General features: G+C 65.3%; 24 protein-coding genes. 6 read left to right on the top strand and 18 right to left on the bottom strand.

What is annotated here, in order from left to right; genetic code table 11:
- Window positions 1–33 precede the first annotated feature (33 nt).
- The 10 genes from ptsP to ABD791_RS13180 form a co-directional block, all read right to left on the bottom strand.
- Window positions 34–1,731: a phosphoenolpyruvate--protein phosphotransferase gene (ptsP, locus tag ABD791_RS13225; protein WP_345067425.1), complete on the bottom strand. Its 1,698-nt coding sequence runs from the start codon at window positions 1,729–1,731 to the stop codon at window positions 34–36.
- A 48-nt stretch (window positions 1,732–1,779) separates the two neighbouring features.
- Window positions 1,780–2,052, bottom strand: coding sequence for an HPr family phosphocarrier protein (locus tag ABD791_RS13220; RefSeq protein ID WP_345067422.1), 273 nt, complete (start codon window positions 2,050–2,052; stop codon window positions 1,780–1,782).
- Between the two features lie 14 nt (window positions 2,053–2,066).
- Window positions 2,067–2,693: a bifunctional 4-hydroxy-2-oxoglutarate aldolase/2-dehydro-3-deoxy-phosphogluconate aldolase gene (locus tag ABD791_RS13215; RefSeq protein ID WP_345067420.1), complete on the bottom strand. Its 627-nt coding sequence runs from the start codon at window positions 2,691–2,693 to the stop codon at window positions 2,067–2,069.
- Window positions 2,690–3,811, bottom strand: coding sequence for a DgaE family pyridoxal phosphate-dependent ammonia lyase (locus ABD791_RS13210; protein WP_345067417.1), 1,122 nt, complete (start codon window positions 3,809–3,811; stop codon window positions 2,690–2,692). Before ABD791_RS13210 ends, ABD791_RS13215 begins: the two co-directional genes overlap by 4 nt.
- A gap of 20 nt (window positions 3,812–3,831) precedes the next feature.
- Window positions 3,832–4,524 (bottom strand): DUF4310 family protein, encoded by a 693-nt coding sequence (locus ABD791_RS13205; protein ID WP_345067414.1) that lies wholly within the window; start codon window positions 4,522–4,524, stop codon window positions 3,832–3,834.
- Between the two features lie 9 nt (window positions 4,525–4,533).
- The gene (locus ABD791_RS13200) at window positions 4,534–5,319 is read right to left on the bottom strand and encodes a DUF4311 domain-containing protein (RefSeq protein ID WP_345067411.1); all 786 of its coding nucleotides are present in this window, start codon (window positions 5,317–5,319) and stop codon (window positions 4,534–4,536) included.
- Between the two features lie 28 nt (window positions 5,320–5,347).
- The gene (locus ABD791_RS13195) at window positions 5,348–5,683 is read right to left on the bottom strand and encodes a DUF4312 family protein (RefSeq protein ID WP_345067408.1); all 336 of its coding nucleotides are present in this window, start codon (window positions 5,681–5,683) and stop codon (window positions 5,348–5,350) included.
- Entirely contained in the window at window positions 5,680–6,081 is a 402-nt protein-coding gene (locus ABD791_RS13190) for an SFCGS family glycine-rich protein (protein ID WP_345067405.1), read from the bottom strand. Before ABD791_RS13190 ends, ABD791_RS13195 begins: the two co-directional genes overlap by 4 nt.
- Window positions 6,082–6,150: 69 nt before the next feature.
- On the bottom strand, window positions 6,151–6,468 hold the full coding sequence (locus ABD791_RS13185; RefSeq protein ID WP_345067402.1) for a hypothetical protein: 318 nt from the start codon (window positions 6,466–6,468) through the stop codon (window positions 6,151–6,153).
- Between the two features lie 74 nt (window positions 6,469–6,542).
- The gene (locus ABD791_RS13180) at window positions 6,543–7,673 is read right to left on the bottom strand and encodes an amidohydrolase/deacetylase family metallohydrolase (RefSeq protein ID WP_345067399.1); all 1,131 of its coding nucleotides are present in this window, start codon (window positions 7,671–7,673) and stop codon (window positions 6,543–6,545) included.
- A gap of 205 nt (window positions 7,674–7,878) precedes the next feature.
- Between ABD791_RS13180 and ABD791_RS13175 the strand changes: the two genes are divergently transcribed.
- Window positions 7,879–8,598 carry an IclR family transcriptional regulator gene (locus tag ABD791_RS13175; protein WP_345067397.1) on the top strand — a complete coding sequence of 240 codons (720 nt, stop codon included), beginning with the start codon at window positions 7,879–7,881 and terminating at the stop codon, window positions 8,596–8,598.
- Window positions 8,595–9,296 carry a bifunctional 4-hydroxy-2-oxoglutarate aldolase/2-dehydro-3-deoxy-phosphogluconate aldolase gene (locus ABD791_RS13170; RefSeq protein ID WP_345067396.1) on the top strand — a complete coding sequence of 234 codons (702 nt, stop codon included), beginning with the start codon at window positions 8,595–8,597 and terminating at the stop codon, window positions 9,294–9,296. The genes ABD791_RS13175 and ABD791_RS13170 overlap by 4 nt, the downstream gene beginning before the upstream one ends.
- An 87-nt stretch (window positions 9,297–9,383) precedes the next feature.
- Here ABD791_RS13170 and ABD791_RS13165 read toward each other — a convergent pair whose 3' ends face one another.
- Complete coding sequence (locus tag ABD791_RS13165) at window positions 9,384–10,214, bottom strand: helix-turn-helix transcriptional regulator (protein WP_345067394.1); 831 nt, start codon at window positions 10,212–10,214, stop codon at window positions 9,384–9,386.
- A 99-nt stretch (window positions 10,215–10,313) separates the two neighbouring features.
- Between ABD791_RS13165 and hxlB the strand changes: the two genes are divergently transcribed.
- Both hxlB and hxlA read left to right on the top strand, forming a co-directional pair.
- Window positions 10,314–10,892, top strand: a complete 579-nt coding sequence (hxlB, locus tag ABD791_RS13160; RefSeq protein WP_345067392.1) for a 6-phospho-3-hexuloisomerase — start codon at window positions 10,314–10,316, stop codon at window positions 10,890–10,892.
- 59 nt (window positions 10,893–10,951) lie between these two features.
- On the top strand, window positions 10,952–11,575 hold the full coding sequence (gene hxlA / locus ABD791_RS13155; RefSeq protein WP_345067389.1) for a 3-hexulose-6-phosphate synthase: 624 nt from the start codon (window positions 10,952–10,954) through the stop codon (window positions 11,573–11,575).
- Between the two features lies 1 nt (window position 11,576).
- Here the strand turns inward: hxlA and ABD791_RS13150 are convergent, their stop codons facing one another.
- A complete protein-coding gene (locus ABD791_RS13150) occupies window positions 11,577–12,536 on the bottom strand; it encodes a DMT family transporter (protein ID WP_345067386.1) in 960 nt (319 codons plus the stop codon).
- Window positions 12,537–12,567: 31 nt separating this feature from the next.
- Here ABD791_RS13150 and ABD791_RS13145 point away from each other — a divergent pair, with 31 nt between their 5' ends.
- Window positions 12,568–13,122, top strand: a complete 555-nt coding sequence (locus tag ABD791_RS13145) for a helix-turn-helix domain-containing protein (protein WP_345067383.1) — start codon at window positions 12,568–12,570, stop codon at window positions 13,120–13,122.
- Between the two features lie 62 nt (window positions 13,123–13,184).
- Here the strand turns inward: ABD791_RS13145 and ABD791_RS13140 are convergent, their stop codons facing one another.
- Window positions 13,185–14,063 carry an alpha/beta fold hydrolase gene (locus ABD791_RS13140; RefSeq protein ID WP_345067382.1) on the bottom strand — a complete coding sequence of 293 codons (879 nt, stop codon included), beginning with the start codon at window positions 14,061–14,063 and terminating at the stop codon, window positions 13,185–13,187.
- Between the two features lie 96 nt (window positions 14,064–14,159).
- Here ABD791_RS13140 and ABD791_RS13135 point away from each other — a divergent pair, with 96 nt between their 5' ends.
- Entirely contained in the window at window positions 14,160–16,052 is a 1,893-nt protein-coding gene (locus ABD791_RS13135; RefSeq protein WP_345067378.1) for an AfsR/SARP family transcriptional regulator, read from the top strand.
- A gap of 34 nt (window positions 16,053–16,086) precedes the next feature.
- Here ABD791_RS13135 and ABD791_RS13130 read toward each other — a convergent pair whose 3' ends face one another.
- The 5 genes from ABD791_RS13130 to ABD791_RS13110 all read right to left on the bottom strand — a co-directional run bounded on the left by ABD791_RS13130 (window position 16,087) and on the right by ABD791_RS13110 (window position 22,022).
- Complete coding sequence (locus ABD791_RS13130) at window positions 16,087–17,496, bottom strand: class I SAM-dependent methyltransferase (RefSeq protein WP_345067375.1); 1,410 nt, start codon at window positions 17,494–17,496, stop codon at window positions 16,087–16,089.
- Window positions 17,493–18,902, bottom strand: coding sequence for an FAD-binding oxidoreductase (locus ABD791_RS13125; RefSeq protein WP_345067372.1), 1,410 nt, complete (start codon window positions 18,900–18,902; stop codon window positions 17,493–17,495). Before ABD791_RS13125 ends, ABD791_RS13130 begins: the two co-directional genes overlap by 4 nt.
- Before the next feature lie 119 nt (window positions 18,903–19,021).
- Entirely contained in the window at window positions 19,022–19,744 is a 723-nt protein-coding gene (locus ABD791_RS13120; RefSeq protein WP_345067369.1) for a glycosyltransferase family 2 protein, read from the bottom strand.
- Entirely contained in the window at window positions 19,741–21,171 is a 1,431-nt protein-coding gene (locus ABD791_RS13115; protein WP_345067367.1) for a PIG-L family deacetylase, read from the bottom strand. The genes ABD791_RS13120 and ABD791_RS13115 overlap by 4 nt, the downstream gene beginning before the upstream one ends.
- The gene (locus tag ABD791_RS13110; protein WP_345067364.1) at window positions 21,165–22,022 is read right to left on the bottom strand and encodes an acyl-CoA dehydrogenase family protein; all 858 of its coding nucleotides are present in this window, start codon (window positions 22,020–22,022) and stop codon (window positions 21,165–21,167) included. Before ABD791_RS13110 ends, ABD791_RS13115 begins: the two co-directional genes overlap by 7 nt.
- Window positions 22,023–22,264 lie beyond the last annotated feature (242 nt).

Here is a 22,264-nt window from a genome sequence, read left to right as displayed (position 1 = left end):
CGCGCCGGGCGCGTCAGCGAAGTGCCGGGCACGTCAGAGCCCCAGCTCGTCGAGCAAAGGCAGCCGCGCGCGCACCGCGGCACGGGCATCGTCAGCGCTCGGCGCGGCCAAGGCCAGCTGCGCGAGTGCCCGGGCTTCGGCCAGCGTGACACTGGAGAGCACTGCGGCGACGGCAGCCAGCGCACGCGCCGTCATCGACAGCGAGGCGACACCGAGGCCGACGAGCACCACGGCGAGCGCCGGATCGGCAGCAGCCTCGCCGCACACACCGACGGGCTTGCCGACCGATTTGCCGCGACCTTCAGCCTGCGCGCCGGCAACGGTCAGACGCACCAACTGCAGCACCGCGGGCTGCCAGGGCGTGTTCAGCCCGGAGAGCGGGCCGAGCTGGCGGTCGGCGGCCATCGCATACTGGGTGAGATCGTTCGTGCCCAGGCTGACGAACTCGACATGACTGAGGATGGCTTCGGCGGTCAGTGCGGCCGACGGAACCTCCACCATCACTCCAGGAGTCTTCAGGCCTGCGGCGGCAGCGAGTGCGGCGAACTGCCCCGCTTCTTCAGCCGTGGAGATCATCGGGGCCATCACCCAGACGTCGGCCGTCGAATCGGCAGCGGCTGCGGCGATGGCGCTGAGCTGGCGTTCCAGCACGCCGCGGGAGGTGCCCACGATGCGGTAGCCGCGCACGCCGAGCGCCGGGTTGGGCTCGGTGGCGTCTGTCACAAACGGCAACGGTTTGTCGGCGCCCGCGTCGAGCGTGCGCACGACGACCTTTTTGCCAGGGAAGGCGTCGAGCACGCCACGGTAGGCGGCGATTTGCTCGGCGACGGTTGGCTCGGTGTCACGCCCGAGAAAGCAGAATTCGGTGCGCAGCAGTCCAACGCCCTGCGCGCCGGCGCCCGCGGCTGCCAGAGCGTCCGCGCTGCCGCCGACGTTGGCCAGCAGCGGAATGCGGTGGCCATCGGCAGTGCGACCATCGCCGTCGAAGACAGCGAGAGTGGCATTGGCGCGCGCCCAGGCATCTGCGGCGGCGATCTCATCCGGCCCGAGATCGACAGTGATGGCTCCGCTCGCCCCGTCGAGGTAGATCAGTGTGCCCCCGGGAAGCTCATCGACACCGGCTGCGGCGACCACGGCCGGCAGCCCCAGGGCGCGGGCGATAATCGCGGTGTGCGACTGCGGGCCTCCCCCGGCGGTCAGCAGCGCGAGAACTTTCGCCGGGTCAAGCGTCGCGGTGTCGGCCGGAGCCAGATCGTCGGCGACGAGAATGAACGGAGTCGCCGATTCCGGAACCCCGGGGGCGGCCACCCCGCGCAACTCGGCGACGATGCGCGCACGCACGTCGAGAACATCCGTCGCCCGCTCGGCCAGATAGCCACCGAGGTTCACCAGCATCTGGGCAACGGATGCCCCCGCCTCCCAGATCGCCCGCTCTGCAGAACGGCCTTGGCTGAGCACGTCCACGGCCGCATCGTGCAGCATCGGGTCGACGGCCATTTGCGCCGTCGCCTCCAGCACCTCACGGGCTTCGCCGTGTGCAGCCAGTGCGCGCGTCGTCAGGTCGGCCTCGACCGCGGCCGCCGCGAGGCGGAGCGCCGAGGCGGCCTGGTCGAGCGTTGTGGAGTCGGCCCGCAATTCGCCGTCGGCCGGCTCTATGAGCGGCTTCGGCATCTGTCGAATCTGCCCGATGATGCGTCCGGGGCTGACGCCTACTCCGCTGAAGTTCTGCATGAAAGGCCTTTGATCTGGTTGCCGGTGATACGTGGTCTGGCTGGGAGTTCAATCGCTGACGCTGAGAATTTCGGCCGCCCGTTCGAGCACGGCGTCGCTTCCTTCACCGGTTGCGGAGAGCAGCACTTCTGCTCCCTGTACGAAGCCCTGCGACATCACCGCGAGCAGGCTCCCGGCGTTGACCGCCGGCATGCCGGGGCTGGCGATGGTGACGCTGAGGCCGGATGCCTTCACCGCGTTGACCAGCTCGAGTGCGGGCCGCGCGTGCAGGCCCTGCTCCCGGTTGATCGTGACGAGGCGTTCGACGCTTACAGCAGTCATGTCGTGCAGACCGCTCACGCCGTCACCGCCGTGGCGCGGAGTGAGTCCACGAGCGCGCGACTCGCCTCGGCGATGTTCGGGCGTGCGAACAGGTCGCTGCCGATGCTGACAGCTGCTGCTCCGGCGGCGAGCCAGTCGCCGGCGTTGTCGAGAGAGATGCCGCCGGTCGCGGTGATTCGAGCGCCGGGCATCACCGAGAGCAACGATTTGAGGTATCCGATGCCACCGATGTTGGCGGGAAAGAGCTTGGCGACGCCGTGCGTCGCAGCGGATCGAATCTCGTTCGGCGTGAAGCCGCCCTCGATGAAGAGCACTCCGGCGCGGTCGGCGACAGCACGCGCTTCAGGCACCGCGAACGGGCTGACCAGGAAGGCCGCCCCAGCGTCGATGGCGCGTTCCGCCGTCTCGCCGTCGGTGACCGTGCCGAGCCCCACCGTAGCGGTGGGTTCAGTGGCAGTCCAATGCCGAAGCACCTCTTCCCAACCCGGAATGGTGGCGGTGAATTCGAAGGTGTGGATACCGCCTTCACCGATCTCTCGAGCCCAGGAATCGGCCTGGTCAACGTTCGCAGCGCGTACCGTCGGCGTCACTTTGCCGGCAACGATACGGGCGATGGTCTCGTCGATCGTGAGAACGCTCATGCGTGTGCCGCCTCAGTCAGAATCTCGTCAAGTCGGTCAAGCAAAATGCTTTCCTCTTTCGTTGTCAGTGGGCGCGGATCGAGGGCGAGTTGCCCGGCCGCTGCCTTGTTGTCGCGGAGATACATCGGCGGGCGGCTCGCGGCGAGTGCCCGAGCGATGAGCGGTGCCGTCGTTCCGGACTCGGCACGCACAGTGAAGACGGCGCGGTAGATTTCGCGCCCGGCGTCGTCTTGCTCCACAATTGCGTCGATCCCCGGGTGAAGCGAGAGACGGGTGGCGATCGCCTGCATCCGTGCGCGTTGCGCTTGGCCCTCCGCCGCAGCATCCGCGTCACTCCCGATGAAGGCGGTGAGGGCCGCGATGAGGCCCATCACCTGTTCCTTGCCGACTTTCATCGGCCGAGCGATCCCGGCGTACTGAGCGCGTGCGGCCGTCATGAGTTCGCGGCTGCCGCAGACAATGCCGGAGGTCGGTCCGCCGATGGCCTTGCCACCGCTGAAGATGACGATGTCGGCGCCCGACTTCGCCCAGCGCTGAAGGTCGTCTTCGGCTGCGGCGTCCAGGATCACCGGGATGCCCCGCTCGTGCGCGACGCGGATCGTCTCGGCGAGCGAGACCATGCCCTTGTGCACGGTGTGGTGCGACTGCACGAACATCACGGCTGCGGTGTCGGGGCCGATCGCGCCCTCAATGTCGGAGACATCCACGCGATTGACCGAGCCGACCTCGACGGCCTGCCCACCCCCGAGCGCGATCATCTGCGTGATCGGTGCTCCGAAGTCCACCGAATGGCCCTTCTGGATGACCACTTCAAACGGCTTGCCGACGCGACCGGGCAACCCCTGAATGAGAGGTTTGCTGGTGCCCGCGATGACGGATGCGACGGCGATGGCCACGCCCGACGACGCGCCGCTTGACACGCAGGCGTCTTCGGTGCCGACGACGTCGGCGATCCAGCGACCGGCTTCAACCATGAGGTCGGCGATCACGACGTGCTCGCGACCGGCGGCTGCCATCGCATCCGTCACCTCACGGGACAGTACGCTGCCGCCGAGCGCGGTCATCTTTCCGCTCGAGTTGATCGCCGGCTCGAGGCCAAGGGTGCCGTAAATGCTCATTGCTGCTGTTCCGTTCTCGGTCATGCGGCGATCACGATGGGGAAGAAGGCGCCAGCGGCCATGGCGCCGAGGATGGCGCCACCCGCGAGCGGCTTTTTCCACCAGTAGAACAGGGCTGCTCCGAGAAGCGAGCCAAGGCCAACGGGGAGCGATGCGCTGCCGGCGGCGAGGATGATGAGTGGGCCGAGATAGCGCCCTGCGGCGTTACCGGCGCCCATCATGACGTCGGCGCCGAAGGTGCTCTGGGCCCCGGTGGAGGCGACTGTCGCTCGGCGGATGGCGAGGATGAGGAAGCCCATCGCGAGACCGATGACCGCTCCTACCGTCAGCGACAGCCAGAAGTTCTCCAGCGGTGCGGTGATGCCGACCGACATCAGCATCGCGGGGATGCCGATCCCGACGCCGGTTTGAATGGACCCACCGATATCCAGGATGCCGACCATCGGACCCTCGATGATGCGGGCCAGCATGAAGCCAGCGCCGAAAGCGGCGGCAGCCCCGTAGCCGTTGCCTTCGAAGCCCTGCTGGAGCAGCGCGCCGATGGCGATGTCGTTGAACAGGCCGGTTCCGTAGACGTAGTACAAGTGCGTACCGGCGAAAACTCCGGCGCAGAGCGCGGCGATGAAGATGGGGAATGCCAGCTCAGAGAGCCAGAATCCACCCTGCCACGGCTGAAGCTTCTGTTTGGGGGTGATTCTCGTGTCGATTGCCATGTTCTATCCCTACTTCGACGTGCCGGTGAGCTGGTGCAGTTCGGCCAACCACCCGGGAACAGTGAGGTTCAGTTGCGTGAGGAACGTGACGTCCACTCCGCGCAGGAAGCCGCTGACGATGAAGAGCAAAGCCACGGCCGCGGTGATCGTTCTGGTGACCTTGGTCCAGCCGAGGTCGTCGACGCCCTTGGCGATGATGATGCCGAGCACGATGCCCGGTACCGCATTGCCGAAGACCATGTGAGCGAGTCCACCGAGCACAGTTCCCCAGGCGCCGGCGCGGCGGCCGGCGTCAATCGCAGCGAGCCAGAAGATCGCGGGCATCACGGGGTTGATCAGCCACGCAGATGCCGGGCCGAGTACTGCACTCGCCACCGACTTGAGTCCCTCGGGAACAGCGGTCGCTGTGGAGTTGAGGAACGTGACAAGCACGGCGCCCACGATCGCGCCCATCCAGGCCATGCGCCGCGGGTTGTGCAGGGTCTCGTCGAGGTTCTTGTTGCGCCAGAGCGAGAGGGCTGCCGCCCAGTGCGGGATGATGCGATGGTCGACATCGCCGGTGAGCGCGCCGGAGCCGACAGCCGTTGCCCAGGCATTGAAGAAGAACCCGAGTCCGAACGAGGCGTGTGCGATGGGGTCGTTCTCGCAGGCGTTGAGTTCCCCCATCGTGCGGAATGCTCCAGCGCCCTGCACCTTGGGTGCGTGGAACATCCGGGCGACGCCCGCTCCCGCGCCGAAGCCGCAGAGGGCTCCGATGATGATGGAGCTGAACGCGATCACAAGCCATTCGTTCATGAGAGTTCCACCTTTCTGTTGTTGTGGGTCATCGCAGCTGGAGGAGGTGTTGGGTGATGCTCAACGACTCCTGCTTGAGGGTGAAATCGACTTCCTCGACGTCGACGGAGCTGACCTCGACAACGACCTGGGCGGTGACTCTGAATTCGATGCGCGTGCGCGGAAAGAGGAAGCCGAGAAACTTCTCCTTCTTGCGAAACTCGACGGCGTTCGACAGGGTGACGTCGATGGGCTGGATGCGAAAGCAGGTGCCAGACACCTTTTCGCGCACGCTCTGGGGAACCTGACGAAACACGTCGCCGATGGCGCGCTCTTTCGTGTCGCCCTTGCCGACGATGCTCGTCGCTATCGTCTCGGTCTTCATGCGCTCGCCTCGTGCTTCTTGATCAGCGCGGTCGCGACCCGAAAGCCGAGGTCCTCGGTGTCGAGAAAGCCGAAGCCGAGAACACGTTTGCCGGTCTGAACGGCCGTCACACCGGCATCCGCCGACCGCATGTTGAACTCGATCTCGTAGCCGTACTTGGACTTCGCGGTGACCGCGCCGGCGCCGCCGCTGCCGCAGAAGCTAATACCGAGGTCGGCACCCTCCGCGTCCATGACATCGCCGACACGCATATCGCCCGCCGGGCCGGGAATCAGGATCGCGGTGACGCCCGCGGCCTCGACGCCCTTGGCAACCTGCTGGCCTTTGCCCAGGCGGTGGCCGATGACGATGGTGAGAGTAGCTGGCCCTGCGGGGCCCTGAGACTGCAGATCTGACATGAGAACTCCTCTGGGTGGATGGTCACGATTGTTCGATGAGTGCAGCGATGTTGCTGGAGTGTGCGTTTTTTAGGGTGCGATTCGAGCGACTTCAAAGTGCATGGCGAAGAGCAGTACCTCTTCATCATGAAATTCGCTGTCATGACGTGCGCAGTACGGAGTCAGCGCGTTGCGCAGCCCCGCCACTGTTTCTTCGGGTATCTCCGGGAAATCGTTCAGATCGATTTCAGGAAGTTTTTCGTGCGCCCGAATCCGCTGCGAGAACGCGAGCGAGTGGGCGGCAAGGGCGAGCCTGCGGTCGTCACTGAGGGAATAGCCAGACTCGATGAGCAGCGACTCGACCGCTACGACGATCTGCGACACGTCTGCACGGTCGGCATCCGTCACCGGCATGCTCGTCGCGAGGGCGTCGAGGGCGGCGTCAGTTGCACTGACTGCGGAGGCAGCGGTGCCTGCGGCGCTCACGAGTGCGCTCCGACCGAGCGAAAGTCTACGCCGGCCCGGATGGCTCCGGCTGGCGAGAGGATGCGAGACCCGGTGCGGGTCGCCCCCTCAGAGTCGGTGAATTCGACGGAACTGGTGTCGATGCGCAGGAGGCTGAGGTCGGCGATACTGCCGACACGCAGCGTGCCGAGCGTTGTGCTCTCACCGAGAACAGCGGCCGCGTTCGCCGTTGCGTAGCCCAGCACTGCGGGGAGGGAAAGCCCGATGGCGAGCAGTTTGCTCAATGTCGTGGCGAGGCTGTGCACCGGGCCGTCGACGTTTCCGTTGTGCAGGTCGGTGCTGGAGAGGTCGGGAGCGAAGCCCGCTTCCAGCGCCCGTTCCAGCGTCTCAAACGAGAAACTCGCACTGCCATGGCCGACGTCGAACAGCACACCGCGGTCGCGAGCCCGGAGGGCGGCCTCTCTGATGCTGGTGCTTCCGCCAAACAGACCGCCGTGCTTTCCGTGGAAGGCGTGGCTGACGACATCTCCTTCGACGAGCAAGTCGATGACGTCGGAGTAGGCGGGCGGCTCGTTTCCGACGTGCACCATCACCGGCAGCGAGAACTCGCTGGCCAGTCGTCGAGCGATGATGAGGGGCTGCACCCCGTTGGCTCCAACCACCGAGGAGCTCATCCGCGCCTTGATGCCGCGAATGGAGCGGTGAGCTTCGTTCTTCAGTAGCCGGTGCAATGCCGGCGTGCCGACATCCGCCAGGCGCATCAGCTCGGTGCGACCGGCGGTGAGGCCGATGTCGGAGACATTGACGAAAGAGAAAACCCGTGTCGCGGCGGGTTCGATGACGTTCGCTCTGAAGTCGTCGAAATCGAGGGCGCCCGTGCTGCCGGCGTCGACGAGGGTGCAGACGGCCTGATCGACACCGATGCGGTCGGCGTCGACGGCCAGGTCGGTGGAACGGCTGAAAATATGGGTGTGCAAGTCGATCAGACCGGGGGTGACGAGCAGCCCGGTGGCATCCACCACGGTGGCCGCCTCGATCGGTTGACCGGCAGCGAAGATACCCGCGATGAGACCGTCGCGAACCGCAATGGTCGCCGCCGTTGGTTCGCCAGTTGCTGCGTGGAGAATCGTGCCTCCCACGATTGACATGTCAAACAGCGGCGCTGTCGGCGGCATCATTCAGGACCTTTCGAAAAAGAGAGCCTCGGCGGCGATCGCCAAAAACTCCATTGAATAAGACGTGCATCTTGTGAAAAGACGTGCATTTTCTCTTGCGTTCCGCAATACTGAATGCCGTTCCACTTGAGATTCCTGAAAACCTATCACACACTTTGAGCGACGAGGACGCACACAAATGAAGACAGTTGATGCATCGCAAAATGCCGTTTCCAAGGCGTTGCGGATGTTGTCCCTGCTGGCCCAGTCGCACGATCCGATGCGTCTCGGCGACATTGCGGACGCCGTTGGCATGCCGAAGTCGAGCGTGCACCGAATCCTCACGATCCTCGTTGAAGAGGGTTACGTGGAGCCGACCGGCGAGGGCTATTACCGGCCGGGCAATGGGCTTCGAGTGCTCGCCGCAGGCATGGAGGGACACAGCGGATCGGGCATCGAGGCCACACTGGGCGGGTTGCAGCGCGCCCTGGAGCACACGGTTTTTCTCGCCGTTCTCAATGGCGACAGCATCATCTACACCCATCGGGTCGATCCCAAGCTCTCGTACCGTCTCGCCCCCGACGTGGGATCGCAGCTCCCGCTCACCCGCTCGGCCGCTGGCAAGGCGATCCTCGCCTACCTGCCAGACAACGAACGCGACGAACTGATCGGCGACGACGAAAACTACGCCGACCTTGTCAGCGAATTGGCCGTGATTCGCGAAAAATCATTCGCCATCGACTATGGCGAGGCCGATTCTTCGCTATGTTCGGTGGCCGCCGCCGTTCTGGACAACAACAGCTACCCCGTCGCAGCGGTCTGCGTCAGCTCCCTCGTGTACGTTCTCGACCCCGCTGGCCTCGCCTCCATGGGTGGGGCCATCATCGAGGCAGCCGACGAAATCTCGCGCCGACTGTGACGGCTCTTCACCCGATCAAGGAGATCTCCATCAACACTCAAGAATCCGGATCCGAATCCACGGGCCTTCTCCTGGCGACGTCCTGCCCCGTGATTCCGATCATCACGATCGACGATGCGAGTCAGGCAGACGCTCTGGCCGACGCCCTCCTCGCCGGAGGAATCGGCTGCGCTGAAATCACACTCCGCACGGATGCCGGCATCCGTGCCATCGAGCGTCTCACCGGCCGCGCCGACATACTCGTCGGGGCTGGCACCGTGGTCAGCGCCGAAGACGTCGACCGAGCTGCGGATGCCGGCGCATCGTTCGTGGTGAGTCCCGGCCTCGGCCTGGATGTTCTCGAGCGGTCACAGGAGCGCGGCCTCGCCGTCATCCCCGGAATCGCAACGGCGAGCGAACTGCAGACCGCGGTGCTACACGGCCTGCGTTTCGTCAAGCTGTTCCCCGCCGCAGCCATCGGGGGCCTCGCCCTGATCGACGCCTTCGGCGGGCCGTTTCCTCAGGTCCGTTTCATGCCGAGCGGCGGCGTGTCGATGGACAACCTCGGTGGTTACCTCGCACACCCCGCCGTATTCGCGGCCGGCTGCAGCTGGGTTGCGACCAGATCTGACATCGCGAACGGCAGGTTCGACCACATCAGTGCGCAGGCATCCGCCGCATCGCGCATCGCCGGTCGTCTGGCGGCAATCCCGGGGTGAGCATGAACCCAGTGAGTCGGTTGAAGAGAGAATCGCAGTCGCTCGCTTCAGACGGCGGCGGCCCCGGATATTTCTAGCGCCCCGCAGCTACCGCCTGGCGAGCGCCACCAGCTCCGACCGCGTCGAGGCTCCCACCTTGCGCAGCAGATTCGACACGTGAAATTTCACCGTGTTCTCGCTGATGCTCAGGCGTTCGGCAATTGACTTGTTGCGCGCCCCCGACACGACGAGCCGAAGCACCTCGCGCTCCCGCGGACTCAACTGCACGGTGTCCTCAAGAAACTCCGACTCCACCGGTGCATCGAGCGGAATCTTGACCGAGAGCGACGACCCCCAGCCGGGCGTCGCCGACACACTGAACTCTCCGTTCAGGGCCGAGACCCGCTCCACGATCGGCCGCAACGAATCGTCGTGAGCCGTCATCTCCCCCGTGCCATCGTCGCGGATGCCGATCAGAAGGTTGAGCCCGTCGCAGTCCCACTGGATGCGCACCCGCCGCGACTCCCCCGCATCGACGATCGCCAGCACCGCACTCCGCACGATCGCCCGCGCCACGTGGGCGACCTCTCCGGGCAGCGCACGGCCGGTCGTGGGCGGCTCCACAAACTGCACATCAAGAGCACCGAAACGCACGAGGGGGCGCAGATCGCTCTGCAGCCGGGCGAATGCTCCGACCACCGGCTCGATCATGCTGCTGCGCTGAACATCTGTCTCCATCCGCAACTCGACCAACGCCGTCGTCGCCGTCTCGATGGCGATTGTGCGCGCAGCCCGGTCATCGACTCGGCCAGAACGCAGGATGGCCAGAATCGACTCCAGGGTCACCGCGTGCCGATCGGCGAGTTCGGCCACCGTGCGGGCGTGATCGAGAAGCATCTTGCGTGAGGCCGGCGACGGGATAGCGCTCGTGGTGTCCATGCAGGCACCCTACCCGACCGTGCAGTCCTACTCGTTCGGGTAGGTCTCCTCGCCCACTGGGCGGGTGCGGAACCGGGCCAAAAGTTCGACGATGGACTCATGACCACACACACGGGTTCGGTAGCGGATGCCCTCGCTCTCGTCGAACTGGAGCTCGGCTCTGCGGTTGCGCGCCTCGCCAGCGACAGCGGCCGAAGCTTGCAGGAGCTCGCCGACGCCATCGCGGGCGCCGACCGCGTTTTCGTCGTCGGGGCCGGTCGATCGGGGCTCGCCCTCAGAATGACCGCCATGCGGCTGATGCATCTCGGCCTCATCGTGCACGTCGTCGGCGACGTCACCACCCCGGCCATCCGCTCCGGCGACCTTCTGCTCGCCGCCAGCGGGTCGGGCACAACCGGGAGCATCGTGCGTGCGGGCCAGTCCGCGGTGGATGTGGGCGCGGTCGTCGCGGCCCTCACCACTGCCGAGTCGTCGCCGCTCGCCGCCCTGGCATCGACCCTCGTCGTCGTGCCGGCCGCCGGAAAGCTCGATCGCTCGGGCACCGCGTCGACGCAATACTCCGGAAGCCTGTTCGAACAGCTCGTCATTGTTATCGGCGATGCCCTATTCCACGCGCTGTGGCAGCGCGGCGGAGCGAGCGCCGACGAGCTCTGGGCCCGGCACGCAAATCTTGAATAACTTTTCACTCACCTGACTTCTCACCCAACTTTTCACCCAACGCACGACGAAGGAACACAATGAAACTGCAGTTCGCCATGGACACCCTGACCACCGAGCATGCGCTCACGCTCGCCGCCGCCGCTGCGCCGTACGTCGACATCCTCGAGCTGGGAACACCGCTCATCAAAAGCGCCGGCCTCTCGGCCGTGACGGCGATCAAGGCCGCCCACCCCGACAAGATCGTGCTCGCAGACCTGAAGACGATGGATGCGGGCGAGCTCGAAGCCGACATCGCATTCACGGCAGGCGCCGATCTGGTCACGGTTCTCGGCTCGGCCGGCAACAGCACCATCGTCGGGGCGGTCAAAGCGGCCACAAAGCACGGCAAGGGCATTGTCGTCGACCTGATCGGCGTTGCCGACAAGGCGACTCGTGCCCAGGAGGTCGTCGCACTCGGTGTCGACTTCGTCGAGATGCATGCCGGTCTCGACGAGCAGGCCGAGGAAGGATTCACCTTCGGAACACTTCTGCGCGATGGCGAGGCGTCCGGCGTGAAGTTCTCGGTCGCCGGTGGCGTCAACGCATCGACAATTGCCTTGGTGCAGCAATCTGGCGCGGCCGTTGCCGTCGCTGGAGGCTCCATCTATGGTGCGCCCGACGTAGGGGCTGCGGCGGCAGAGCTGCGCGCCGCGATCGTCTGAGTTAGCCCGATGTCAACGCGGGAGCGGCCGGTTCGTCTCGGATCGCTCCCGCATTGCCCGTTTCCCCGACCGCGCGACGCCGCGGTGCGAGCTTGAGTTCGCTGATCGCCACGCTGATCACAATCAGCGCGGCGCCCGCGACGGCCAGGCCGGGGAGGCGATCACCGGCGAGGCGCCCGATGATTCCGCCCCAGACCGGCTCGCCCGCATAGATGATCGTGGCGCGCGACGGTGATACTGATTTCTGCGCCCAGTTCATCGTCGCCTGAATCACGCAGCTCGCTGCCCCCATACCGATCGCCGCGGCCAGCCAGACCCAGGAGAAACTGGGGATGGTTTCACCCACGACGGGCATCGCACTGAATCCGAGCACTCCACAGACCAGCAGTTGCACGACGGTGACTCGTCCGAGGTTCACCTTTCCGGCGAACAGGCTGATCAGGATGACCTCTCCGGCGATCGGCAGGGTGCTGACCAACGTTGCGATCTCCCCCGCGCCCAATCCGACCCGCCAAGCGTCGGGGCCCGCGAGAATGATGAGCCCCACGAAGGCAAGGGCAACCCCGACAAACGTCATGATCCCTGGCCTCTTTCGAAAGACCACCCACTGCATCAGTGGCACCAGGGGCACGTAGAGCGCGGTCAGAAAAGCGGATGTGCTGCTGCTGATCGTCTGCAGGCCAAAGGTCTGCAGGCCGTAACCGAAGAAGATCATCACGCCGATTGCGGCGCCGGCGCCGACATCCGCCCAGGTCATCCCTCTCAATGAACGACGGAAGACGACGCACCCGATGAGCCCGGCCACCACGAACCGAAGGCCCACAAAGAACATCGGCCCACTGTGCTGCATGGCGATATGCACCAGAAGAAACGTTCCGCCCCAGATGGCGGTGACCACGACGAGGGCGAGTTCTTGCCTGCTCAGGGAGAAAGAGCGTATTCGGCTCAAGAAGTGCACCATTCTGCACATTCTAGGGTGCAGAATAGTGCACATGAAAAAAGGCGACGAGGCCAGCGTTCTAGAAAACGTGGGAGACAATCTTCGTCGATTGCGTCGCGATACCGGAATGAGCCAGACGACCTTGGCGGAACGGTCGGGGGTGAGTCGCCGAACCATCATCAACCTCGAAGCCGGCGAGGCGAACATCAGCCTGTCGGGGCTTGATCGTCTGGCCACCGCTCTCGACACCACGTTCGTTTCTCTCGTGGCCGCACCGTCGGCCACGCCGACGGCTATTGACGCGGTCGCCTGGCGGGGGCGCACGGCCGAGAGCATCGCGACCCTGTTGGGTTCCGCTCCCGCGTCGCGTGAGGCGCAGCTCTGGTCCTGGTCACTGGCCGCAGGTGATCGGTACGACGCAGAACCCGATGCGGACGGCTGGCACGAGATGATTCTCGTGATCTCGGGGCAACTGCTCATCCAGTTCGAAAACAACGAGCTAGTCCTGAACCCCGGCGACCACTCGACGTACTCCAGCGCGCAGCCCTATGCCTACGCCAATCCCGGAAAGAGCACGACCCGCTTCGCTCGCGCAGTCATCTCGTGACCCACGGTCAGGCGCCGATCGCATGCGCCCCTCCGCCCACACGACGAAGGGGCGCCGACGGTTCAGCGGGCGAGTAGTTCGCGGATTGCGGTGATGATCTCGGTCGGTGCTTCCTCGGCCATGAAATGGCCGGCGGTCAGAGTGCGGTGGTCGAGGTTCGGTGCCCATGCGCGCCACAGGCCTGCGGCGTCGAAGCCGAGCTCGACGCCCCAGTCCTGCTGAATCACAGTGACCGGCATCCCAAGCGTGCGACCACTCGCACGGTCATCCCGATCATGGCTGAGGTCGATGCCGGCGGATGCGCGATAGTCGGCGACGATCGACGGAACGGCTTCACGCGACGCCCGAAGATACTCGGCGCGGTACTCCGCCGGGATCGCGTCGGGGTTCGAGAGCCAATCGTCGATGAAGGAGGCGAAGAAGGTGTCAGCGGTCGCCTGGATCATGGGCTCCGCGACTCCTCGGGGCTGCGCCATGAGATACAGGTGCCAGGCGACCTTCGCGTCGACGCCGTGGAGGATGTCCCACATGTCGAGCGTGGGCAGAACGTCAAGTGAGAGCAGGTGAGTGACCGTGCCGGGGTGATCGAGACCGGCACGAATCGCGACCAATGCCCCCCGGTCGTGACCGGCGAGCGCGAACGATTCGTGGCCCAGCGAACGGGCAACCTCGACGATGTCGGCCGCCATGGTGCGCTTCGAATAGGTGTTTTCTCCGGATTCCTCCGGCTTGTCGCTCGCTCCGTAACCGCGAAGGTCCGGGCAGATCACGGTGTAGTCGTTCACGAGATCTGCCGCGACGTGCCGCCACATCAGGTGCGTCTCGGGAAAGCCGTGCAGCAGCACGATCGCAGGGCCAGAACCGGCGACCGCCACGTTCAACGCAACGCCGTCAGCGACGGGGATCTGATGGTAGTCAAAGCCGGGAAGAGTGAGTGTCATGCGGACTCCTTGAAGTCGAGGTCGGTGAGGTCTCTACGATGCCCCGCGTCGATCAGCGCCCGATCAGCAGCCCGACCGCCGAACTAGAATTGGCAGGTGAGCGAGCCACGGATTCGGGTTCTCGGCCCGGTCGAAGGGGCGATTGAGGCGGTTCCCCTGCGCCTCTCGAAATCGCGGCATCGAGAGTTGCTCGCTCTCCTCACCCTCGCTCACGGCCGGGCAGTATCAACTTCCGAGCTGATCGACGAGCTCTGGGACGAGCCGGCACCCGGTGCCGTCGGCGCAGTACGAACCTTCATCGGCGAGCTGCGCCGCATCCTTGAACCGCATCGCCCGGCACACGCTCCCCCCACTGTGCTCGTCACGGTCGGCGACGGTTATGCCCTGCGCTTGGCGCCGGATGGCGTCGATCTGTGGCGCGCGGAGAGGTCGTTGCGGGAGGCGACCGGTGCATCGCCGGAGACGGCTGCACCACTGATCGCGGCGGCACTCGCGGAGTGGCGAGGGAGCGCTGTGGAGGAGTTCGCCACTCGACCCTGGGCGCAATCGGAACGCACCCGGCTCGCCACGTTGCGCGCAGACGCCGTGGAGCAACTGGCCGACGCCCTCCTCGCGCTCGACCGGGCGAGCGAAGTCATCCCCCTCCTCGAACAGCAGGTCGTCGCATATCCCTGGCGCGAAGGAGGCTGGCGTGTGCTTGCCCTCGCGCTGTACCGCGAGGAGCGGCAAAGCGAGGCTCTCATCGTTCTCGGCCGGGCGCGAAAGTACTTGGCCGACGACCTCGGTCTCGATCCCGGACGGCGGCTGGCCGATTTGGAACGCGGCATCCTCCGGTCAGATTCGGCACTCGACCCACCTCGTCGAAGCAGTTCATTACTGATCGGCACCGCTACCGCGCATTCGCAGACCGGGGCTCGCACCCAGCTCGAGAGCGCAAGCACTTTGCTGCCCAGACTTGCTGTTTCAGGCGGGCTCGAGTTCGCCACGGAGCAGCGCCGTGCAACGATCGCAGCGGCAGAGGAACTCAGCGATCCGGAGCTCACCGCCCGCATCATCGGCAGCTTCGACGTTCCCGGCATCTGGACTCGCTCCGACGATCCGGTGCACTCGGCCGCCATCGTCAGCGCCGCGCTCCGAACCCTGGCCGCTCTCCCCTCGACCGCCTCCGATCGAGCGCGTGCCCGATTGCTCGCGACTCTGGCGATGGAGTCCCGTGGCACAGCGAGCCACAGCGCCGAAGCCCACGAGGCGGAACGGATCGCACGTTCACTCGGCGACCCGCAGCTGCTCTGCTTCGCCCTCAGCGCCCGGTACATGCAGAACTTCGAGACGACCGGTCTCGCCCGCGACAGGGAAAGGCTCGCCTCCGAACTGATCGCGATCGCCCAGGCGGCTGAACTGCCAACATTCGAAATTCACGGGCACCTCATCCGGATGCAGGCACTCTGCGCCCTCGATGACATCAACGCGGCCGCCGCAGAAGCCGACGTTGTTGACGCGCTCGCCGCTCAACACGAACGTCCACTGGTGACTGTCTTCACGTCCTGGTTCCGATGGACCTTCACCGACGCGGCCGAAACACCCCCGACGGGCCGAGAGATGCCCGGATTCAGTCGCGGGATCGTTGCCCTCGCCCATCTGACGCACGCGCTCCGCGCCGACGCCGACCTCCCCGACGGCGACTTCGGACCATACGAACCATGGGCGCGCCCACTCCTTCTCGCACGGGCAGGACGGCGCGAAGAGGCAGCGGCGGCGCTCGAAGCCCTCCCTGCTCCTCCTCTTGACTTGATGCTCGAAGTTTCATGGTTCTTAGTCGGTCAAGCGGCGCTTGAGATCCGAGAACTCTCGGCAGCTCGGCGTGCCAGGGACGCCCTTCTCCCGGCTGCTGCTGAGCGGGCCGCCGGGAGCGCCGTCGTCGATCTCGGCCCGCTCGCAGCGCTGCTCGGGGAGCTCGATGCACTCCTCAATCAATCAGACTCCGACTGATCGTTAGGACCACGCAGAAGGAGCGGACGAGTGACTACGGCGTCCACCACGGCCGCAACGGCAGCTCGCCGGCGGAGCCCCGAGCATCGGACCGGGCGTCGGACCGAGCGTCGGACCGGGCGTCGGACCGAGCGTCGGACCGGGCGAGCAGAACCTGATGCAACTGGATCCCGTTATTCTCGAAGCCGAGCCGCGAGCCTGCCATGTAGAGACCCCACACTTTCGCCGTTGGAAGCCCGACCTCTGCAACGGCCTCATCCCAGTGCTCGACGAGGTTGGCGCACCAGTCGCGCAGCGTCAGCGCGTAGTGCTGCCGCAGATTCTCCTCGTGCAGCACCTCCAGGCCGACATCCTGCGCTTCGCTGATGATGCGGCCCGAGCCGGTGAGTTCCCCGTCGGGAAAGACATAGCGATCGATGAATCCGCCAGCCGCTGGTTTGGTGCGGTTCTCCGGCCGGGTGATGCAGTGATTGAGCAGAAGCCCGCCAGGGCGCAGCCGGGACTGCAGAAATGCGAAATAGGACGCAAAGTTGCGCACCCCGATGTGCTCGAGCAGCCCGATCGACGACACCGCGTCGAAGCCCGTTTCGGTGATGTCGCGGTAGTCGCCGTAGTGCACCTCGGCCAGATCGCTCAGCCCCTCCTCGGCGATGGCCCGTTGCGCCCACGCGGTCTGCTCCCTCGACAGCGTCACTCCGATGCTCCGCACGCCACGGCGCGCGGCGTAACGCACCATGCCGCCCCAACCGCATCCGACGTCGAGCAATCGGTCGCCCGGCTTCAGCCGTAGCTTCTCGAAGACGAGCCGGTACTTGTTCTCCTGCGCTTCATCGAGGGAGGCGTCGGCGCGGGGATAGCACGCACAGGTGTAGGTCATCGACGGCCCGAGCACCCATTCGTAGAAGGTGTTTGAGACGTCGTAGTGATGGTGGATCGCTTCGGCGTCTCGGCCCTTGCTGTGCCGGAATCCCCCGGCCACACGGCGCCACCGGGGTTGCGCTTCCTCGGGCGGCGGCGCGATCGGGCGCAGCTGACGGATGCCGATGGATCGGATGATGTCAACCATCGTCCGCGCCGGTGGGCGCGTGAAGACCAGGCTGTCGGCCAGCGCTTTGAGCAACGGATAGGGGTCACCGGGGTGCACGCCGGAGATCTCGAGGTCACCGGCAATGTAGGCGCGAGCCAGCCCGAGGTCGCCGCGACTGGTGGCGAGATAGGTCGTGCCGCGCGCCGATCTCAGGTTCAGACCGAGCGGTGCGTCGGGCGGTCCCGCCGAGCTCCCGTCGTAGGCGGTGAATCGTAGCGGGAGTCGACCGCCGGCCAGGAGTTCGAGCACCTCGGCGAGGGTGTACTTGCCCGCCGCACCGGTGCTCTCCGTCGCATCCGTCGCCGTCGCATCCGTCGCCGTCGCCGGGTTCGTCGCCCGATCCTTGAATGTGGTCATGCTCGCAGTACCGCCTTCGCATAGAGGTCGAGGAGACGTGAATCGGGGTCGTACCGTTCTTTGACGGCGCGATAGGCCGCTCCGCCGTAGAGCTCGTCGAACTGCGCCCGGGAGTAGAAGGAATCGGAGTACAACGACTTGTGCCCGTGCAACTCGCCGACCCTCCGTTCGATCAGCCGGTTCGTCTGCCCGTCGACGGAGCCGACCGGTACCGTCGACCAGAATCCGACGTTGACGTAGCTGCGCCCCGGCTGCAACGGGTAAAGCGGCCAGGCCTCGCCACTGGTGCCGCTGATGCGGTTTCGGCCGCCATCGCGCAACCGCAGCGGGCACAGCCAGATCGGCTCGATCGGCACCGTGGCCAGAAACCAGTCCAGAAATTCTGCGCACCGTTCGATGGGCAACTCGACGTCTTGCACGACGCGTTCGCGGGGCGGGCGACCGTTCAGTTTCTCGATGCGATCACCGATCTGAAACCGCCGTTCGAGCTTCATCAGCTTTGCGTAGACGCTGCTGCGTCGGTATCGCCTGGGCCAGATCCGGCGGATCCCCGGAACCTGCGCACCGAACGCCTCCGAGCACCAGAACCAGTCGGTGTCCCAGCGCCAGAGGTAGTCGCGGAACGTGAGGCGATCAGCTGTCACGCCCTGATCGTGCTGAATGGAACGGTAGTAGATCTGTTGGCCGGTGTAGTCGCTGACAACTCCGGGGGTGCTCGTCTGTGTGCCGAGGCAGAGGTAGCTTTCGTCTGCGCTGAACACCACGCCGTCGAGATAGTCGACCCGAACGCCGTCGAAGGTGCCGGTTTCGATGATGTCGTTCATCGTCGCGAGCAGCTGACCGAGCGCACGGAACCGCAGGTGTCGCAGCGCGACGAACGGCTGCACGGGCTCCAGTTCGATGCGCAGCCGCACCGCGTAGCCGAGCGTCCCGTAGGAGTTCGGAAAGGCGCGGAACAGGTCGGTGTGCTCATGGGGCGAGGCGGTGAGCACCTCCCCCGCGCCGGTGAGGATGTCCATCTCCAGCACCGACTCGTGCGGAAGCCCGTTGCGGAACGAGGTCGATTCGATGCCGAGGCCCGTGACCGCGCCGCCGAGGGTGATGGTCTTCAGCTGCGGCACCACTAGCGGTGTCAACCCGTGGCGCAGGGTCGCGGCAACGAGGTGTTCGTAGGTGCACATGCCGGCCACGTCGGCTGTCTGCGCCTCGACATCGATCGCGATGACGCCGGTTAGACCGGAGGTGTCCAAGCCCGTGGCAGTGGTCTTGGCCCGAGTGCGAAACAGGTTCGAGGTTGGTTTGGCCAGCCGAACAGCGGATGTTGATGGCAACGCCCGAAAGCTCGCCAGAAGGCGCTGCACGCCTGCGGCGTGAGCGCTCTGCGCGTCAACGATCAGAGCGGGCACGCTTTCACGGTAGCCCGAGGCTGGATTTGACGCGACCCGCCGACCTTCACGATCTCTCCACGTCGTGGGCGAGTCCGGCACGTCCGACCAAGAGCACCCTCGATCGGATGCTCATCCCGTCATTGCGGGGCGGAGGCGACGAGGCCAGTCGCAAGATAGCCGGCGTATCCGCCGGGAGTTCGGCCGACGCCCCGCCCCGAGGTGAGAACCCAACACTCATCGGTCGCCACTTCAACGAGGCCCGGCAGTGCGCGCAGTGCGGAGACAAGCTGCACATCCTCGTGCTCGGGCAGTGCCAAAAACCCGCCTGCCTGAAGATAGGAGTGCGCTCGAAAACCGAGATTGGCACCGTGGACGTGGCCGTTTGCGTGGCCCGGAGTGTGAGTTCGGGTCCACGCATCTCGCTGAGGTTCGTCGAGATCGGCAAAATCCGGCCGCACTGTTCCAACCATGAGATCTACGCCGCGCTGAGCGAGCTCAATCTGAGCGCTGATCCAGTTCGGTGGCACGGTCGAGTCAGCGTCGGTATTGGCGATCCACACCGATCGGGGCTCCGCCGCTGCGCACCTCCTGATTCCCCGTTGCACGCCGAGCGCCCTGGCCTGGCCCACGTTGGTGAAGTCGACGCCGATCGAATCGTACGGAAAAGCACTCGCAATCAGCTCGGAGTCGTCTGTGCACGCATCGAGCACCACCTGTACGGTGATCTCCGGCGCAGTTCCATTGAGTGATCGAGCCGATGATATTGCTTGCTCCATCGCGCTCAGGCAGCGCGCCAACAACGCTTCCTCGTTGTGAACAGGAATGACGACGACAATGGCCTCAAGCGGCGAATTATTCATGAGATGAGTCCGGTTCGACGTGCGACAGATTGCGCCGGCGATGTGGCAAACACCTCCAGGATGAAGTCCTCCTCAACGTGCGACACGAGACGCTCCAGGCCCAGAAGCGCGTTCACCTCTCGATGAACGTCATCGCCGGTCAAAGGATATTCGGCGACGTCGTGTCGCCAATGACAGCACATCAGCACACCATTGGGGCGCAGCGCCGCCAGAGTGCGGTCGAGGGCACGCGACAGATCGGCACGGCTCCAGTAGTAGCCGACTTCCGACAGCACGATGAGGTCGAAAGTTCCCTCTGGCCATTCATCGGGAATCTGGAGGCGCCGCAAATCAACGTTTCCTCTCTCCCGGAGTCGTTCTCTGGCCACATCCAATGGCTGTTGCGCGATGTCAACGGCGACGAGACGGTCACACCGGGCCGCGAGGAGCTCGGACAGCTTGCCTGTCGAGCAGCCAATTTCGAGCGCATTCTCGTATCTCGGGTCGGGGAGCGCCGCGATCGTGATTGCCCGCTTGCGGCTCTCGTACCATCGCGATTCAAAGCCCCACGGATCAGACTTGCCCCTGTAGAAGTCGTCGAAGAACGATTCACCCAGCGATTCCTGCTGTGGCTCGCCCTGTGGCTCATTCAGCGGCTCACGCATAGCCTGTGTTGCCGCGGCCGCGGAGCGCTCGTGCCGCTCCGGGTCAAAAAAGACCTCGAAATCTCGCGAGAAGTAGTCGAGGGTGTGCGCCGAGAGCAGGGCCTCATCCCCGATCGCATCGGACAGCGCCTCACCCTGGCTGACGTGAGAAGACAGTGCCTTCTGCTTGAGCGCGCGCTCCGCTGGGCCGAGCAGCAATCGCGTTGCGGCACCCCACGGCAGGGAGTCAGGATTACTCCAATGCCAGAGCCAGATCGGATACTCAAGCAGCCGCACGCTCGTCTCGGCCGAGATCTGTCGAGCCGCGCTGCTCACGGCGACGTGATCTCTGTGGCCGTCTTCACCCCACGGAACAACGAGGAGGGCTCCGGCGACCCCCAGAGCGCCGAGCGCCGCGCTGAGATGTTTGTACACCTCGTCGATGTGCTCCCGTATCGTCCCATCCGCAATTCCGAGGAAACTGACCGAGGCGCCGGGCGCAAGAGTCTCGACTGCCTGGAGGAGCTCTCGCCGACGCATCGGTGCGAGCTGGCTGGGAGTGTGGGTCGGTGAATCCGGATGGGAGCCTTCGCCATCTGTCACGACGATGACGCACACCTTGACTCCCCGCGCGTGGCTGCGCGCGATGAGCCCTCCAGCTCCCAGGCTTTCATCGTCGGGATGCGCTGCCACGACGACGAGTTGTGTGAAGTCTTCGGCCAGGGTCGGGACTGCTGCCCAGCGAGAATCAGCCGTCCAGAGCGCTTCGTGCGTGCCGCGCTCTCGGTGGTCGAACGTCACCATGGCATCTCCGCGCCCTCGCGAATGAGCCGACCGAGAGATGCGCTGTCCCGCTCTGCATGATGCTGGCGGATGTAGAGGTCGAGGTCGGCCACGCGCCGTGCATGGTCATCGTCACTCACGAGAGGCGTGGGTCCGAGCGCATGTGCCGCGTGCATCAGGCTGGCCTCGGCCGAATCGAAGACCTGCGTGCGCACCCGTTTGGCGAGAATCGCGAGTTCCGGTGGTGCTGCCACACCCTGATCGATCTGACGCGCGGCATCCGCCAGAACGGCGCGAGACGATGCCAAACTCGCGTCGACAGCTCCGGCATGCATCTCCAGAATCGGATCGCTCGGGCTCTCCCGGAGTTGTCTGAACAGCTTTCGACTCACGCCAATGGCTCCGCCCCACCAGCAGGCGGCAACTCCCATTCCACCCCAATGAAATCCGGGGCGCTCCAGATACCAATTGCTCCCACCGATCGCCACCGCGCGCACTCGATCGAGCGTGATCGGTGTACTTCTGACTTGCTGGAGTCCGCGGGCCGTCCACGGACCTTCGTGCACGCTGACGCCGTCGTCATGGAGGTTGATCGCAAAGAGCCGACGCTCTGAGTCTGAGACAGAGGCGGTGACCAGCGCGTGGGACAAATCACCGGCGAGAGAACACCACACTTTCGTTCCGTCGAGTGTCCACTCCGTCGCGTGCGCTGTGGTGTGCTCTGTGGTGTGCTCTGTGGCATCAAGTCTCGACTCGCGGCTTTCGGCGGCGAAGACTCCCCAGCTGCTCTTTTCTGTCACGCCCAGCACGGAGAGGTCAGGATGCCCCGCTTGGTCGAGAATGCTCAAGGCATCCAGATGTGGCTCCAACATTCGGGCGACTCCGACATCGGCAGCCGCGACCGTCGCTAAAATCTCCCACAACTCGGCCGTGGCTCCCGCGCCGGGCAGAGGCGCCTCCCGTCCCACCGAAACACACCAGGTGAGCGCACGGGCAACGTCCAGTGCGGCGAATGCCAACGGCTCCGCGAGGAGGGCAGTGGCGGCAGTGTTCGCGGTGCGCGGCGCTGTGTTCCCGAGGGACACGAATGGTGGCGCGACCGCGGGCCGGGAAA

The sequence above is a fragment of the Glaciibacter kafniensis genome (assembly GCF_039538945.1).
Taxonomy (GTDB): Bacteria; Actinomycetota; Actinomycetes; order Actinomycetales; family Microbacteriaceae; genus Cryobacterium; species Cryobacterium kafniensis.
This window is presented reverse-complemented; position numbering and strand designations above follow the sequence as displayed.

What these genes read in the sequence shown, in the direction of transcription:
- ABD791_RS13130 (WP_345067375.1), bottom strand. Translation starts at nt 17,496, where the DNA reads ATGACCACATTCAAGGATCGGGCGACGAACCCGGCGACGGCGACGGAT.
- ABD791_RS13180 (WP_345067399.1), bottom strand. Translation starts at nt 7,673, where the DNA reads ATGTCAATCGTGGGAGGCACGATTCTCCACGCAGCAACTGGCGAACCA.
- ABD791_RS13215 (WP_345067420.1), bottom strand. Translation starts at nt 2,693, where the DNA reads ATGAGCGTTCTCACGATCGACGAGACCATCGCCCGTATCGTTGCCGGC.
- ABD791_RS13150 (WP_345067386.1), bottom strand. Translation starts at nt 12,536, where the DNA reads ATGGTGCACTTCTTGAGCCGAATACGCTCTTTCTCCCTGAGCAGGCAA.
- ABD791_RS13195 (WP_345067408.1), bottom strand. Translation starts at nt 5,683, where the DNA reads ATGAAGACCGAGACGATAGCGACGAGCATCGTCGGCAAGGGCGACACG.
- ABD791_RS13175 (WP_345067397.1), top strand. Translation starts at nt 7,879, where the DNA reads ATGAAGACAGTTGATGCATCGCAAAATGCCGTTTCCAAGGCGTTGCGG.
- ABD791_RS13220 (WP_345067422.1), bottom strand. Translation starts at nt 2,052, where the DNA reads ATGACTGCTGTAAGCGTCGAACGCCTCGTCACGATCAACCGGGAGCAG.
- ABD791_RS13200 (WP_345067411.1), bottom strand. Translation starts at nt 5,319, where the DNA reads ATGAACGAATGGCTTGTGATCGCGTTCAGCTCCATCATCATCGGAGCC.
- ptsP (WP_345067425.1), bottom strand. Translation starts at nt 1,731, where the DNA reads ATGCAGAACTTCAGCGGAGTAGGCGTCAGCCCCGGACGCATCATCGGG.
- ABD791_RS13165 (WP_345067394.1), bottom strand. Translation starts at nt 10,214, where the DNA reads ATGGACACCACGAGCGCTATCCCGTCGCCGGCCTCACGCAAGATGCTT.
- ABD791_RS13210 (WP_345067417.1), bottom strand. Translation starts at nt 3,811, where the DNA reads ATGAGCATTTACGGCACCCTTGGCCTCGAGCCGGCGATCAACTCGAGC.
- ABD791_RS13110 (WP_345067364.1), bottom strand. Translation starts at nt 22,022, where the DNA reads ATGTTGGAGCCACATCTGGATGCCTTGAGCATTCTCGACCAAGCGGGG.
- ABD791_RS13145 (WP_345067383.1), top strand. Translation starts at nt 12,568, where the DNA reads ATGAAAAAAGGCGACGAGGCCAGCGTTCTAGAAAACGTGGGAGACAAT.
- ABD791_RS13120 (WP_345067369.1), bottom strand. Translation starts at nt 19,744, where the DNA reads ATGAATAATTCGCCGCTTGAGGCCATTGTCGTCGTCATTCCTGTTCAC.
- hxlB (WP_345067392.1), top strand. Translation starts at nt 10,314, where the DNA reads ATGACCACACACACGGGTTCGGTAGCGGATGCCCTCGCTCTCGTCGAA.
- ABD791_RS13190 (WP_345067405.1), bottom strand. Translation starts at nt 6,081, where the DNA reads ATGTCAGATCTGCAGTCTCAGGGCCCCGCAGGGCCAGCTACTCTCACC.
- ABD791_RS13205 (WP_345067414.1), bottom strand. Translation starts at nt 4,524, where the DNA reads ATGGCAATCGACACGAGAATCACCCCCAAACAGAAGCTTCAGCCGTGG.
- ABD791_RS13140 (WP_345067382.1), bottom strand. Translation starts at nt 14,063, where the DNA reads ATGACACTCACTCTTCCCGGCTTTGACTACCATCAGATCCCCGTCGCT.
- hxlA (WP_345067389.1), top strand. Translation starts at nt 10,952, where the DNA reads ATGAAACTGCAGTTCGCCATGGACACCCTGACCACCGAGCATGCGCTC.
- ABD791_RS13115 (WP_345067367.1), bottom strand. Translation starts at nt 21,171, where the DNA reads ATGGTGACGTTCGACCACCGAGAGCGCGGCACGCACGAAGCGCTCTGG.